The following is a 14,213-nucleotide window of genomic DNA, read 5'->3' on the forward strand; positions in this document are numbered from 1 at the left end:
TTATTATGACGAAGAGAATTGCCATTTTGGCTACAGATGGATTTGAAGAAATAGAATTGACCTCTCCTAAAGAGGCTATGGAGAAGGAGGGATTTCAGGTGGATATAATTAGTACGAAACCTGGAAAAATTAAAGCCTGGGATAAAACAGACTGGTCCAAAGAGTATGAAGTGAATTACACATTAGATCAGGTAAAACCAAGCGATTATAATGCGTTAATGCTACCCGGAGGAGTATTAAATCCAGATAAATTGAGACGCAGTGAAAAAGCGCTTGAATTTGTACGTGAATTTTTTAAACAACACAAACCTGTGGCTGCAATTTGTCATGCGCCCTGGATCTTGATAGATGCCGAGGTTGTTAAAGGCAGAAAAATGACTTCCTTTTCTTCCCTTAGGAAAGATCTTGAAAATGCAGGCGCAAATTGGGTAGACCAGGAAGTAGTGGTGGATGAAGGGTTCATTACCAGCCGAAATCCGGATGATCTACCAGCTTTTAATGCAAAATTAATAGAGGAAATAAAAGAAGGTAAGCACGAAGATCAACACGCTTAAGTCTTTTAAAACGACAAAAAAAAACCGTTTGAAAATATATTCAGACGGTTTTTTTTGTTTTTTCCCTACGATTAATTCTAATAGTACCGGTATAGAATAGTGCTGAAAATGCTTTTTAGAGAAGCTCCGGAGAATATAGAAATTTTTGGTTAATCCCATCAATGGATTTAATTCCCAGATGCCCACCCGTAGCGTTCTGTCCCGGTTTTATCAAGATTTTGAATCTATCTCTAATGTTCACGAACCACGAGCCTTCTCCGATGTAATTGATTTAGTCTTCGTTTTCTTCTTCATCTTCTTCGGTAGCTTTTTCCGGCATTTCTACTATAGGTTCGTTAAAATCGGCATCATCGTAATCCTCCTCATCATAATTGGCCATAGTGTTTTCCAGCCTGGTACTTACCTTAACAAGGTAAATAGAGTCTGAAGTTCGTACTTCAACGGCTTCAACAGTTTCATTTTTTGCATTTTTAAAGGAGATGATTTGATCATCATCATAACCATCAGGATATTTCTCCACCAGGAGACTTAAAATCTCCGGGGTTAATTTTTTGTAATCTACAATGACTCTTTTCATAGCTAATATTTGATGGTGCAATTATAACAAAATTCACAATATTTACAATCTGAGAAATAATTAAAAAAGTACTATTTCAATTCAATATTTTCAGAGTTGAATATAAATAAATAACATGTTCAAAATCAAACAAAAAGAGAATTATTTTAAAAAATAATTGAAGGAAAAATATTCAGAATTTTAAAAACAACCATCGGTTTTTCTGAAATTGAGGTTTAAGAAACTTCTTGAAGCCTAAGAGATCAATTTCTGGTTAAGCATTCTTATAATATTCCAAAGCCTCCAAAATAATACTATTAGGGACTTCACAGTCAATTACAGGGTCACCAATTTCTTTTAAAAGGACAAAATTTACCCGGCCATGGGTGTTCTTCTTATCAAATTTTAAAAGTTCAATAATCTTTTCAAAGTCTTTTCCGGTGATTTTTACCTTTTGAAATAATTCCAGGATCTTTTTTGTAATTTCCATCAAATTAGATTCAGGGAAGTTTGATATTTTAGTGGAAATATAAAGTGCCATGATCATTCCAATAGCAACGGCCTCCCCATGCAACAGTTTTTCCTTTTTGGGATGTGATAAATAATAGGATTCGATGGCATGCCCCAGAGTATGTCCAAAATTCAGGGTTTTTCTTATATTTTGTTCTGTTGGATCCTTTTCAACAATCCGGGTTTTTATTTCAATAGATTCAGCTATTAATTTTTCCAGATCTTCCAGCGTAAGCTTTTGCAAATCAGTGGCTTTCTCCCAGTATTTTTTATCGGCAATAAGTCCGTGCTTTAAAATCTCTGCTAGTCCGCTGCGAATCTCAATTGCCGGTAAACTCGAAAGATATTCGGTATCGATAAGAACCATTTCCGGTTGAGTAATTATTCCGATCTGATTTTTAAGATTTCCGAGGTCTACCCCGGTTTTTCCGCCTACAGAGGCATCTACCATGGATAAAAGGCTTGTAGGAACGTTGATGAATGCAATCCCACGTTTAAAACTGCCAGCTACAAATCCTCCAAGATCTGTAACCACACCACCTCCAAGATTGATCATCAGGGCTTTCCTGTCGGCCCCAAGTTCAGACAATGCATTCCATATACCGGTACAGGTTTCAATGTTTTTGTTTTCCTCCCCTGCATCCATTTCTATCACCTCGATGGTTTTTGAAGTTTCAAGCTTTTGTAAAAATGATGAAAGACAATGATTATGTGTGTTGGTGTCTACTAAAACATACACCGCAGAATGGTTTGAACGATCCAAAAAATCGTTTAATTGAAGGTAGGCATTTTCAGAGTAAAAGACCGGGGCCTGATTGGAGGTAGAGGTCATATTTTATAATGTTTTATCCTTTATTTAAATATGTCGAAAATAAGGAGAATTTTAATAAATATTCATCACTCAATAATTATATTTGTCTATTAATTCAATTGCAATGATTACTGAAAAAATTTTCAACGATACCGAGACAGCTTTTAAGTTAAAGTCTGATGAGGAACTCAATAGGGCGTTATTTCTTTTTGGAATGATAAACCGTCCCGCTTTGGTGAAAATAGGAACTACACTCACCAAATGGTCTTTAAAACTGCATCTTCCGGTGGAAGGACTTATTAAAGCCACTATTTTTAATCAATTCAGCGGAGGGGAGACCATGGAGAATTGCCTGCCCACCATTAGAAAAATGTACACGAAAAAACTGCATAGTATCCTGGATTATTCAGTAGAAGGTAAGGAGCAGGAGGAGGAATTTGATGCTGCTATGAAAAAGAAGATCAGCATTATTAAATTCGCTGCTGAGAACAAAGAACTGGCTTTTGCCGTATTTAAACCTACCGGAATTGGAAGGTTTGAGATTTGGGAGAAAGTAACATCGAAAGTTACCCTTTCTAAAGAAGAAGAGGAGGAATGGAAGCGTGTCCAACAGCGGGTGGAAAATATTTGTGAGGCTGCGCACCAAAATGATATCAGCGTTTTGGCTGATGGCGAAGAAACCTGGATGCAGGATGCTGCAGACGAGTTAATGGAACGCATGATGAGAAAATATAATAGGGAGAAAGCAATTGTGTTCAATACCCTTCAATGTTATAGATGGGACCGGCAGCAATATCTTGAAGATCTTCACCAAAAAGCCCAAAAGGAAGGTTTTAAAATTGGTGCTAAGATCGTTCGGGGTGCCTATATGGAAAAGGAAAATGAAAGGGCGAAAAAAATGGGGTATGATACTCCAATATGCGAAAGTAAAGAAGCTACAGACGTTAGTTTTAACGGTGTGATGTCTTACTGCCTGGATAATATTGATGATATCTCTACCTTTATAGGAACCCATAATGAAGTGAGTAATTATCTTGCTATGCAAATTATGGAAAACAAGGATATTTCAAAAAATGACAGGCGGGTTTGGTTCAGTCAATTATTTGGAATGAGTGATCATATTAGTTATAACCTTGCAAGAAAGGGTTACAATGCAGCCAAGCTTATGCCATTTGGTCCTGTGAGGGAAGTTGTGCCTTATTTAATAAGAAGAGCTCAGGAAAACACTTCGGTGCGCGGGCAAACCGGAAGAGAATTGTCGCTGCTAATAGAAGAGCGCAGACGTCGTAAGGGAGAAATAACTAAAGCCACCAGAGAAAAAAGAACTACCAGGTCTACGGAAAAGGTAGAATAAATTGATGAGAGCATTTTCACATTTTCTTTTTTCTACAATATCCGGTTGGAAACTGGAGGGAAAAATAGACTCTTCTATAAAAAAATGTATTATCATAGTTGCACCTCATACCAGCTGGTATGATTTTTATATCGCGATTCTGGTGCGCAAGATCATTGGTTTGCAAATTGATTTTGTTGCTAAAAAAGAATTGTTTCAACCTCCTTTTGGCTGGTATTTTAAATGGGTGGGAGGAACTTCACTAGATCGTACTCCAAATCAGAACAAAGTGGAGGCTATTGCCGGAATTTTTAAATCCAAAGATGTTTTTAGACTGGCGCTCTCTCCTGAGGGAACCAGGAAAAAGGTAAAAACTTGGAAGACCGGTTTTTATTATATAGCAAAAGAAGCAGAAGTTCCAATTATTATGGTCTCTTTTGACTACGGAAAAAAGATCGTTAGGTTTTCAGATCCCTTTTATACCTCCAGTGATAAAGAGAAAGACTTCTCTAAAATCTATAAATTCTACCAGGGTGTTCAAGGAAAAAACCCTGCAAAATTCGAACTCCCTTTAGTTTGAAATTATCCTGTTAAGCTTCATTTAGATTTTGAAACAGGAATTCTTAAAAATTGATTACCCCATTAAAGTAAAACTTCCAGTGATTACCGTAATTATTTCTATATCTGATTATTATAAGTTTTTATGAATTGATTTATTCTTCGTGTACAACTTCTTCCATAGTGTGATAAACGTTTTGCACATCATCATCTTCTTCCAGCCGTTCCAGTAGTTTTTCTACATCTGCAGCTTCTTCTTCAGAAAGTTTTTTTGTAACCTGAGGAATTCTTTCAAATCCGGAGGAAAGAATTTCAATGTTTCGATGTTCCAGTTCCTTCTGAATAGATCCAAAACTTTCAAAAGGAGCATAGATAAGAATATCATCTTCATCCTGAAATACCTCTTCTGCACCAAAATCGATCAACTCCAGTTCCAGTTCTTCAGGATCCAAACCTTCTGCGGGTATCCTGAAATTACAGGTATGGTCAAACATAAATTCTACAGATCCTGAAGTACCCAGATTCCCGTCTGCTTTGCTAAAGTGCATCCTAACATTGGCCACGGTCCTGTTATTATTATCGGTTGCAGTTTCTACCAGCACGGCGATTCCATGTGGAGCATAGCCTTCAAAAAGCACGATCTTATAATCCCCCTGGCTTTTATCGCTGGCGCGCTTTATTGCACGTTCCACATTTTCCTTTGGCATGTTGATACTTTTGGCATTCTGGATCACTGCCCGTAACCTGGAATTGGCATCGGGATCCGGTCCGCCTTCCTTTACCGCCATCACAATATCCTTTCCAATCCTGGTAAATGCTTTGGCCATTGCAGACCAGCGTTTCATTTTTCGTGCTTTTCTAAATTCGAATGCTCTTCCCATAAAAAATTTAAATCTGGTGTAAAAATAAAAAAAACGTTCCATTTTTTAACTAAAAAATGGAACGTAGGTTTGTTTTAATTTTAGTATTAGTCGGCGTTTACAATTCCTTCTATGGCATTTGCCATTTTAAAATCTTTTTCGGTAACTCCACCGGCATCATGGGTAGATAATTTTATTTCCAACTGGTTATAAACGTTAGACCAATCCGGATGATGTTGTTGCGCTTCAGCTTCAAAAGCAATACGCGTCATCAGGGTAAAAGCTTCTTTAAAGTTCTCAAATTCAAAAGAAGTATGGATCGTATTTTCAGAATATTCCCATCCTTCGAAATTTTCCAGTCTATCGTTGATCTCCTGTTCGGTTAGTTTTTTCATTTTGTATTATTTTTAATTAGTAAAGGCTTTTTGAATCTTAGATTCCAAATTTTTTAAAGTTAAGAATAATACCAATAAAAAGCGAAGTTCTTCTTTGGTTAATTATGTATTACGTGTTGGGGTTTTTAGATGATAATGGAAGATTGTATCACTTGATGTATAGAAACCTGGAGATTTTTTGGCAACAGATTATCTTTGGGTAAGACTGCTAAAAACCGGTCATAATTGGAGTCGTAAACCTGTTTGAGAAGCGGATTCTTATAACCCAGTACCTCGGCTATATCGGTTATCAAATCGTGTTGGTGCGTAAGATCATTGCTTCCCAAATGAAAAACCCCTTGTTTCTTCCTGTTTATGAGGTAATGCACCTGTTGGGTTAATTTAGAAATTTCGGTAGCATTTATTACCACGTTGGGAAAAACCTCAAGCGGTACTCCAAATTCTATTTTGTTTTTAATCTCCAGAACACGTGGAGAGTTTGCTCCAAAAACCATTGGCAATCGCAAAATAGTGTATTTGTTATTGGGAAGTCTTAAAAGGGCATTTTCAATTTTTATCTTAAACCTTCCGTAGATACTCAAAGACAGGGTTTTGTCATATTCATAAGAAGGGTAATTGGTAAACCCGTCAAAAACATTGGCCGATGAGATAAAGATTAGCTTGCAATCATTCTTCAGAATGTGATTAATAATAGAAAAATGGGTGCTAACCTGAGCATTAAAATTCCCGCGTAACGCCGAAATAATTATGGTAGGCTTTAGGTTTTCCAGTAAAATTTCAATGTTTTCCAATTCCATATCATACTCAAAAAACTTTTGATTTTTGCTGAATGACTTAGCGTTGGAATAATAGGTTCCGTAGGTATCAAAATAGGAGCAAAGTTCTTTATATAAGGCATTGCCTATAAAGCCACTTGCTCCTAAGATCAAAATTTTTTTCAATAGATTTATCCTTTATAAAAGGGCAACTTCACCTGTTTGGCAGCGATCGCTTTCTTCCGGATTTGAATAAATATTTTTTCTCCGGTTTTTGCAATTTCCAATGGAACATAGCCCATTCCTATACCTTTATCTAAAGATGGTGACATGGTGCCCGAGGTTACCACGCCAATAATCTTGCCATTTTCATCTACAATATCGTAGTCGTGACGTGGGATTCCTCTTTCTTCCATTTCAAAAGCAATCAATTTTCGGGTAGGACCTTCTTCCTTTTCTTTTTTGAGATTTTCAGAATTGACAAAATCCTTGGTGAATTTTGTTATCCATCCTAAACCTGCTTCAATAGGAGACGTGGAATCATCGATATCATTTCCATAAAGACAAAATCCCATTTCTAAACGCAAGGTGTCACGGGCAGCCAGACCTATTGGTTTAATACCAAAATCGGCTCCGGCTTCCATTACTTTTTCCCAGATTTGAACGGCATCTTCATTTTTGAAATAAATCTCAAAACCACCGCTTCCGGTATATCCGGTTGCCGATATTATCACATTCTTAACTCCAGCAAACTCTTCCACTTCAAAAGTGTAAAACTTCATGTTGGCCAGATCTACCTGGGTTAATGATTGCATGGCTTCAGCTGCTTTTGGTCCCTGAATTGCCAGCAATGAATACTCATCAGATAGATCCCGCATAGTAGCATCCATGGAATTATGCTGGGCAATCCAGTTCCAATCTTTTTCAATATTGGAAGCATTTACAACCAGTAAATATTTTTCTTCATCAATCCTGTAAACTATTAAATCGTCTACAATCCCGCCATTTTCATTGGGCATACAGGTATATTGAGCTTTGCCGTCTATAAGCTTTGAGGCATCATTGCTGCATACTTTTTGAATAAGCTCAAGCGCATTTGCTCCTGTAATAAGAAATTCTCCCATATGGGAAACATCAAAAACACCCAGGGCTTTACGAACCGTTTCATGTTCTATAGTTACTCCTTCGTATGAAACAGGCATCATGTAACCTGCAAAAGGAACCATCTTCGCGTTTAAAGATGTATGTATGGCATTAAGAGCGACTTCTTTCATGTGTTTATTTTATTATTTTTAGTGGACTCCCGATAGCTATCCGGAGTAAAATCTATAGAATTATTCCCCTGAGTGAGAAAATTTTTCTAATGGATGTTCTATATGTTTAAAATTTGGGCAAATTTATTTAATTAAGGCTGAATATAGACCGATTTAAACAGTTTTTATTAAGAATTTGTTATGTAAGAGCATTTGGGGGTAGGAAGTTTTATATTTGTATTGCCTATTTAAAAACATATTTATGAAGATTTTTGATGTTTCACAACTCGCAGAAGCAGATAAAGTAACCATTGAAAAGGAAGGGATAACTTCTGAAATGCTCATGGAACGAGCTGCTAATCTCGTTTTTAATGAAATTCATTCCAGGTTGCAGGGTGCTAAAATTCCAATAAAGATATTTTGCGGTATTGGGAATAATGGGGGAGATGGACTTGTGATAGGCAGGTTGTTGATAGAATATGGATATAAAGTTACCGTATATGTGGTTAATTACAGCAATAAACGCTCTGAAGATTTTTTAGCTAATTACGAAAAAATTAAAAAGGTGGCTCCATCGTGGCCAATCCTGTTGACAAAAAAGGACGATCTTCCGGATTTAAAGGAAACTGATTTTATTATCGATGCAATTTTTGGAATTGGACTGAACAGATCTTTGGATGAATGGGTAGGAACATTGGTGAAACACATAAATTCTATAGGAGCATTTGTGCTTTCAGTGGATATGCCTTCTGGTCTTTTTTCAGATAAGATTCCTTCGGAAAATGACGCAGTAATTGAGGCAAATTTTACGATCTCTTTTCAAGCTCCAAAACTAATTTTTTTCCTGCCACAAACTGCCGGATTTGTTGGGGATTTACAGATATTAGATATTGGTTTGGACAGGGAATTCCTGCATAAAGCGCCGGCCAAAGCACGGCTTATCGATAAAAATGAAGCAATAAGGTTATATATACCTAGGAAAAAAAATTCCCATAAAGGAGATTATGGACATTCATTAATAGTTGGTGGAAGCTATGGAAAGATTGGCAGTATCGTTTTAACTGGTACTGCAGCATTGCGAACCGGAGCTGGACTGGTTACATTTTTTTCTCCAAAATGCGGCTACCAGATACTTCAAAGCGTTTTGCCGGAAGCCATGGTGATTACAGATCTTAATGAAAATGAACTTAGCACTATTAAATTTGATATAGAACCGGATGTTATCTGTTTTGGAATGGGAGCAGGAACATCATCAGTTCCTTTAAATGCCTTTAGTCTATTGCTGAAACAAACTTCGAATCCTATGGTAATTGACGCCGATGGTTTGAACATGCTTTCTAAAGAAAAGGAATTACTGAAGTTTCTACCCGAAAATTCTGTTTTGACTCCACACCCAAAAGAACTGGAACGACTTATAGGAAAATGGAAAGATGATTTTGAAAAATTGGAAAAAGCAAAGAAATTCACCAAAAAACATAAGGTGATCCTGGTTATTAAAGGGGCTTATACCTTTACTATTTCAGGAGATGATTTGTATATTAATAATACAGGAAATCCCGGAATGGCTACTGCAGGATCCGGAGATGTGCTTTCCGGAGTGATTACCGGGCTTATTTCCCAAAAATACGATCCTTTGAATGCAGCAGTATTCGGAGTATATTTACACGGAAGGGCAGGGGATATTATGGCAGAGGAAAAGAGTTATCAGGGAATGATCTCCGGCGACATTGCGGCAAATATTGGCCTTGCATTTTTAGATTTATTTAAAAATGATTCGCAAATGGAATAAATTGAAAAATATTAAATTAATTTAGCAATTGTGTAACGGTAGACACGTCAGTATTCCCATTTTTTTGAAAAGAACATCGGGAAATTTCTGCTGATTTAAAACCTAAACCAAAATCAATCGAATATTTATGGATTCCAATCACTATATAAGCTCTGCGGTACTTGACCTACATGTACTTCAGGATATTATCGCCCATAAAAGGAAACTGGAGTTGAGCGAAGAATCCAGATTGAACATTGAAAAATCGAGAAAGTACCTGGACGATAAGATTAAACAAAGTGATGTGCCCATTTATGGAATAAATACAGGATTTGGATCCCTTTGCAATGTAAAAATATCCTCAGAACATCTTACACGCCTGCAGGAAAACCTGGTTATGTCCCACGCATGTGGTACCGGGAGCCTGGTTTCCAAGCCAATCATACGATTGATGCTTTTATTGAAAATCCAATCTTTGAGTTATGGACATTCAGGAATTGCATTGGGAACAGTTGAGCGGTTGATAGATTTTTACAATAACGATGTGCTTCCTGTAATTTATGAACAAGGTTCTCTTGGAGCTTCAGGCGATTTGGCTCCTTTAGCACATCTGGCTTTGCCGCTCATAGGAAAGGGAGAGGTGTATTTTGAAGGGGAAAAGGTCCAGGCCGCAAAGGTTTTAGATAAATTTGGCTGGATCCCCATAGAATTGCAATCCAAAGAAGGTTTAGCATTATTGAATGGTACCCAGTTTATGAGTGCGCATGGGGTATTTGCCTTAACGGAATCTTATAAATTATGTTATCTGGCCGATGTAATTTCCGCGATTTCCATTGATGCATTTGATTGCAATATGTCTCCGTTTGACGAACTGGTTCATATGGTGCGTCCTCATAGAGGCCAAATTAAAACTGCAGAGAGATTAAGGGAGATTTTGACCGGTAGCGAACTGGCAGCGCAGGAAAAGGCAAGTGTACAGGATCCATATTCTTTTCGATGTATTCCACAGGTTCATGGAGCTTCAAAGGATACCTTGTCCTTTGTTAGAAAGACTTTCAAAACCGAAATTAATTCGGTTACAGATAATCCCAATATTTTTATTGAAGCGGATAAAATCATTTCCGGGGGGAATTTTCACGGACAACCTTTGGCTTTAGGCTTTGATTATCTTGCGATCGCTATGGCTGAAATGGGTAATATTTCAGAAAGAAGGACGTATCAATTGGTTTCGGGTTCAAGAGGACTTCCTGCGTTTCTGGTTGAAAACCCGGGCTTAAACAGCGGCTTCATGATCCCGCAATATACGGCTGCAAGTATCGTGAGCCAGAATAAGCAATATGCTACTCCCTCAAGTATTGATTCAATTGTCTCCTCAAATGGACAGGAGGATCACGTGAGTATGGGTGCAAACGGAGCAACAAAAGTCCTCAAAGTGATTGAGAATGTATCTACCATACTTGCGATTGAATTATTTAATGCTTCCCAGGCGTTGCACTTCAGGGAACCTGCAAAAACATCTCCTTATCTGCTGGGGATCCTGGAAAATTTTAGATCCAAAGTGCCGGTTTTAAAAGAGGACCAGGTAATGGCAGATCATATTGGGAATGCCAAAGAATTTCTTGCCAACTTCCCTTTTGAAAATGAATTAATGTTTGACTGATCTAAATTTTGATTCTAATCCAATTGATAGCCGATTCCAGGGTATCAAAGACTTCGAAAGAATCTTCCTCTTTATAGAATTGCTTTTCCAGAAGGGTGTTTTTTTGGCAAACGGTATTCCTGCTAACCACTGCTATCGCCTTTAAATTCATAGTACTGGAAGAGTCAAGGTAAATCATCGGGTTTACAGCATAGGAATGAACCCTGTTAGAAATATAGCCATAGGGCATTCCTTTAAAAATTTTATTGCCTAAATTTAATAGTTTTCGGTTATCCTCAACATCAAATAAAATTCCTTCGTCAAGTTCAGCGATTAGAATATTATCAATAATTGTGATTTTTCCAAAGTCAAGTTTTATTGCAGATTCAATCATATTTTGATAGGGAAAAAATGATTCTTAAATGTAAGAAATTTAATAATAAAACAGCAGAAAATCCTACAAAATCTAGGTTGGTTTTAAGTTCCTAACATTTAAGAGATATAGGTGTGCATTTTTTATTCTAGATGACAAGAAAAATGCTTTGAAGTAAATTTAATCACCTCAAAGCATTAAGTATAGTATTGATCTTTTTTAAGATTCAGTTTCTTTTGCAGCCTTTTCTATTTTCACAGTCAGGGCACCCTTTTCTTCATCCAGATCCATAAAGATCTTATCACCTTCTGAAAGATTAGAGGTAACGATTTCTTCGGCTAAGGTATCTTCAATATATTTCTGGATCGCCCGATTTAAAGGTCTTGCTCCATAATCCCTATCAAATCCTTTTTCTGCTATAAAGTTCTTTGCTTTATCGGTTAAAGTCAAATTGTAACCAATCAGGTTGATACGGTCATATAATTTCTCAAGTTCAATATCAATGATTTTACTGATATCATCTTTTTCAAGAGAATTAAAAATAACCACATCATCTATTCGATTCAAAAATTCAGGAGCAAAAGCTTTTTTAAGCGCATTTTCAATAACACTTCTGGTATTATCATCAATTTGCGACCTTTGAGCTGCTGTTCCAAAACCTACCCCTTGCCCAAAATCTTTGAGCTTTCGGGAACCGATGTTGGAGGTCATAATAATAATGGTATTCCTGAAATCGATCTTTCGACCTAAACTATCTGTAAGGAATCCGTCATCAAGAACCTGTAATAACATATTAAAAACATCGGGATGCGCTTTTTCCACCTCATCCAAAAGAATTACCGCATATGGTTTACGGCGCACTTTTTCGGTTAGCTGTCCACCTTCTTCATAGCCAATATATCCCGGAGGTGCGCCTATCAATCTTGAAACGGCAAATTTCTCCATATACTCACTCATATCTATTCGAATGAGGGTGTCTTCATTATCAAACAATTCCTTTGCGAGGATTTTTGCAAGTTGTGTTTTACCTACTCCTGTTTGTCCAAGGAATATAAAGGAACCAATTGGTTTATTTGGATCTTTTAATCCTGCGCGATTTCGCTGAATTGCTTTTACAACCTTATTCACTGCATCATCCTGCCCAATTATTTTACCTTTAATTCGCACAGGTAATTCAGCAAGTTTTTTAATCTCGGTTTGCGCGATCCTGTTTACAGGCACACCGGTCATCATAGAAACCACATCGGCAACATTGTCTTCTGTAACAACTTCCTTATGTTTTTTGGATTCTTCTTCCCATTTTTCCTGAGCTATCGCAAGATTTTTTTCGAGATTTTTTTCATCATCCCTTAGTTTTGCGGCTTCTTCATATTTCTGTTTCTTAACAACAGCGTTTTTGCTTTCACGTACTTCTTCAAGTTTCTTCTCCAATTCAAGGATTTGCTTAGGAACATCAATATTGGTGATATGTACCCGCGCACCCGATTCATCAAGAGCATCTATTGCCTTGTCTGGAAGAAACCTGTCCGTCATATACCTATTGGTTAATTTAACACAGGCTTCAATGGCTTCCGGTGTATAGGTAACGTTATGGTGATCTTCATATTTATCCTTGATATTGTTCAATATCTCCAATGTTTCTTCTACAGTAGTAGGTTCAACAATCACTTTTTGGAATCTACGCTCCAGAGCACCATCTTTTTCAATATACTGTCTGTACTCATCCAGAGTAGTGGCTCCAATACATTGTATTTCTCCACGAGCCAAAGCGGGCTTGAACATATTGCTGGCATCCAAACTTCCGGTGGCACCACCGGCACCTACAATCGTATGGATTTCATCGATGAATAAAATAATATCATCATTTTTTTCCAGTTCGTTCATCACGGCTTTCATGCGTTCCTCAAATTGACCACGGTACTTGGTACCTGCAACCAGGCTTGCCAAATCAAGTGTTACCACGCGTTTGTCAAATAATATTCTGGATACTTTTCGTTTTACAATACGCAAAGCTAAACCTTCTGCAATAGCAGATTTCCCCACTCCCGGTTCCCCGATGAGTAGTGGGTTATTTTTCTTACGCCTGCTTAATATCTGGCTTACCCGTTCAATCTCTTTTTCTCTACCTACAACAGGATCCAGTTTATCCAATTCAGCCATAGCGGTTAAATCCCTTCCAAAATTATCTAATACCGGAGTTTTAGACTTTTTATTGGGTTTTCCTGTGCTACTGCTAAAAGGGTTATCCTTAGAAGCATCATCTGAAGAACTGTCTTCATCAGAAAATGATTCAGCTTTAGGTCCTTCCATATAATCATCTTCATTCGTTATCATATATTTAAACTGGTCTTTAACCCCATCATAATCTATCTTAAGTTTATTAAGAAGTTTTGTGGTAGGATCGTTTTCATTCCGAAGAATACATAATAACAAATGGGCAGTATTTATAGAAGAACTTTGAAAAAGTTTAGCTTCTAAAAAAGTTGTTTTTAACGCTCTTTCTGCCTGCCTTGTTAAATGTAGGTTCTTTTTTTCGTTTGAAGTTATTGTTTCGGTTGAAGTGGCCGGGCTTAATATTTCTACTTTTCGTCTTAAATGGCTTAAATCAATATCCATCGCGTTCAATATATTTATAGCTTTACCATCTCCATCACGCAGAAGGCCAAGCATTAAATGCTCCGTTCCAATGAAGTCATGACCCAGCCTTAGAGCTTCCTCTTTACTGAAGGCAATGACATCTTTTACTTTGGGTGAAAAATTATCATCCATCTTTTTTCCTTTCTCTTTAATTTATTTTCTCAAAAACGTTCAAAAATTATACCCCGTTTATGAGTCGTTAGCTAATAGA

Annotated in this window: 13 protein-coding genes; 5 read left to right on the forward strand and 8 right to left on the reverse strand. The window is 37.1% G+C overall.

Going from position 1 to position 14,213, the window contains the following annotated elements; all coding sequences use genetic code 11:
* The first annotated feature begins 5 nt into the window (after nucleotides 1–5).
* A complete protein-coding gene (locus GILLI_RS01950; RefSeq protein WP_006987440.1) occupies nucleotides 6–554 on the forward strand; it encodes a type 1 glutamine amidotransferase domain-containing protein in 549 nt (182 codons plus the stop codon).
* A 271-nt stretch (nucleotides 555–825) separates the two neighbouring features.
* Here GILLI_RS01950 and GILLI_RS01955 read toward each other — a convergent pair whose 3' ends face one another.
* Nucleotides 826–1,131, reverse strand: coding sequence for a hypothetical protein (locus GILLI_RS01955; RefSeq protein ID WP_006987441.1), 306 nt, complete (start codon nucleotides 1,129–1,131; stop codon nucleotides 826–828).
* A gap of 253 nt (nucleotides 1,132–1,384) precedes the next feature.
* A complete protein-coding gene (gene aroB, locus GILLI_RS01960; protein ID WP_006987442.1) occupies nucleotides 1,385–2,452 on the reverse strand; it encodes a 3-dehydroquinate synthase in 1,068 nt (355 codons plus the stop codon).
* A gap of 103 nt (nucleotides 2,453–2,555) precedes the next feature.
* Between aroB and GILLI_RS01965 the strand changes: the two genes are divergently transcribed.
* The gene (locus GILLI_RS01965) at nucleotides 2,556–3,785 is read left to right on the forward strand and encodes a proline dehydrogenase family protein (RefSeq protein WP_040506345.1); all 1,230 of its coding nucleotides are present in this window, start codon (nucleotides 2,556–2,558) and stop codon (nucleotides 3,783–3,785) included.
* 4 nt (nucleotides 3,786–3,789) lie between these two features.
* Nucleotides 3,790–4,344: a 1-acyl-sn-glycerol-3-phosphate acyltransferase gene (locus tag GILLI_RS01970; RefSeq protein WP_006987444.1), complete on the forward strand. Its 555-nt coding sequence runs from the start codon at nucleotides 3,790–3,792 to the stop codon at nucleotides 4,342–4,344.
* A gap of 133 nt (nucleotides 4,345–4,477) precedes the next feature.
* Here GILLI_RS01970 and GILLI_RS01975 read toward each other — a convergent pair whose 3' ends face one another.
* The 4 genes from GILLI_RS01975 to gcvT all read right to left on the reverse strand — a co-directional run bounded on the left by GILLI_RS01975 (nucleotide 4,478) and on the right by gcvT (nucleotide 7,606).
* On the reverse strand, nucleotides 4,478–5,203 hold the full coding sequence (locus GILLI_RS01975; protein ID WP_006987445.1) for a YebC/PmpR family DNA-binding transcriptional regulator: 726 nt from the start codon (nucleotides 5,201–5,203) through the stop codon (nucleotides 4,478–4,480).
* Nucleotides 5,204–5,289: 86 nt separating this feature from the next.
* A complete protein-coding gene (locus GILLI_RS01980; protein WP_006987446.1) occupies nucleotides 5,290–5,577 on the reverse strand; it encodes a 4a-hydroxytetrahydrobiopterin dehydratase in 288 nt (95 codons plus the stop codon).
* A gap of 125 nt (nucleotides 5,578–5,702) precedes the next feature.
* Nucleotides 5,703–6,518: a sugar nucleotide-binding protein gene (locus tag GILLI_RS01985; RefSeq protein WP_006987447.1), complete on the reverse strand. Its 816-nt coding sequence runs from the start codon at nucleotides 6,516–6,518 to the stop codon at nucleotides 5,703–5,705.
* Between the two features lie 5 nt (nucleotides 6,519–6,523).
* Entirely contained in the window at nucleotides 6,524–7,606 is a 1,083-nt protein-coding gene (gcvT, locus tag GILLI_RS01990) for a glycine cleavage system aminomethyltransferase GcvT (RefSeq protein ID WP_006987448.1), read from the reverse strand.
* A gap of 241 nt (nucleotides 7,607–7,847) precedes the next feature.
* Here gcvT and GILLI_RS01995 point away from each other — a divergent pair, with 241 nt between their 5' ends.
* Together GILLI_RS01995 and hutH are read left to right on the forward strand one after the other, a co-directional pair.
* On the forward strand, nucleotides 7,848–9,374 hold the full coding sequence (locus GILLI_RS01995; protein WP_006987449.1) for a bifunctional ADP-dependent NAD(P)H-hydrate dehydratase/NAD(P)H-hydrate epimerase: 1,527 nt from the start codon (nucleotides 7,848–7,850) through the stop codon (nucleotides 9,372–9,374).
* A gap of 127 nt (nucleotides 9,375–9,501) precedes the next feature.
* A complete protein-coding gene (gene hutH, locus GILLI_RS02000; protein ID WP_006987450.1) occupies nucleotides 9,502–11,013 on the forward strand; it encodes a histidine ammonia-lyase in 1,512 nt (503 codons plus the stop codon).
* A gap of 1 nt (nucleotide 11,014) precedes the next feature.
* Here hutH and GILLI_RS02005 read toward each other — a convergent pair whose 3' ends face one another.
* A complete protein-coding gene (locus tag GILLI_RS02005; RefSeq protein ID WP_006987451.1) occupies nucleotides 11,015–11,386 on the reverse strand; it encodes a hypothetical protein in 372 nt (123 codons plus the stop codon).
* A gap of 198 nt (nucleotides 11,387–11,584) precedes the next feature.
* Nucleotides 11,585–14,134 (reverse strand): ATP-dependent Clp protease ATP-binding subunit, encoded by a 2,550-nt coding sequence (locus GILLI_RS02010; protein ID WP_006987452.1) that lies wholly within the window; start codon nucleotides 14,132–14,134, stop codon nucleotides 11,585–11,587.
* Nucleotides 14,135–14,213: the final 79 nt, after the last annotated feature.

The sequence above is a fragment of the Gillisia limnaea DSM 15749 genome (assembly GCF_000243235.1).
Taxonomy (GTDB): Bacteria; Bacteroidota; Bacteroidia; order Flavobacteriales; family Flavobacteriaceae; genus Gillisia; species Gillisia limnaea.

Excerpts from the sequence above, each read along its gene's own strand:
- GILLI_RS02010 (WP_006987452.1), bottom strand. The coding sequence starts at position 14,134 with ATGGATGATAATTTTTCACCCAAAGTAAAAGATGTCATTGCCTTCAGT.
- GILLI_RS01970 (WP_006987444.1), top strand. The coding sequence starts at position 3,790 with ATGAGAGCATTTTCACATTTTCTTTTTTCTACAATATCCGGTTGGAAA.
- GILLI_RS01965 (WP_040506345.1), top strand. The coding sequence starts at position 2,556 with ATGATTACTGAAAAAATTTTCAACGATACCGAGACAGCTTTTAAGTTA.
- GILLI_RS01975 (WP_006987445.1), bottom strand. The coding sequence starts at position 5,203 with ATGGGAAGAGCATTCGAATTTAGAAAAGCACGAAAAATGAAACGCTGG.
- GILLI_RS02005 (WP_006987451.1), bottom strand. The coding sequence starts at position 11,386 with ATGATTGAATCTGCAATAAAACTTGACTTTGGAAAAATCACAATTATT.
- hutH (WP_006987450.1), top strand. The coding sequence starts at position 9,502 with ATGGATTCCAATCACTATATAAGCTCTGCGGTACTTGACCTACATGTA.
- gcvT (WP_006987448.1), bottom strand. The coding sequence starts at position 7,606 with ATGAAAGAAGTCGCTCTTAATGCCATACATACATCTTTAAACGCGAAG.
- GILLI_RS01995 (WP_006987449.1), top strand. The coding sequence starts at position 7,848 with ATGAAGATTTTTGATGTTTCACAACTCGCAGAAGCAGATAAAGTAACC.
- GILLI_RS01955 (WP_006987441.1), bottom strand. The coding sequence starts at position 1,131 with ATGAAAAGAGTCATTGTAGATTACAAAAAATTAACCCCGGAGATTTTA.
- GILLI_RS01950 (WP_006987440.1), top strand. The coding sequence starts at position 6 with ATGACGAAGAGAATTGCCATTTTGGCTACAGATGGATTTGAAGAAATA.
- aroB (WP_006987442.1), bottom strand. The coding sequence starts at position 2,452 with ATGACCTCTACCTCCAATCAGGCCCCGGTCTTTTACTCTGAAAATGCC.
- GILLI_RS01980 (WP_006987446.1), bottom strand. The coding sequence starts at position 5,577 with ATGAAAAAACTAACCGAACAGGAGATCAACGATAGACTGGAAAATTTC.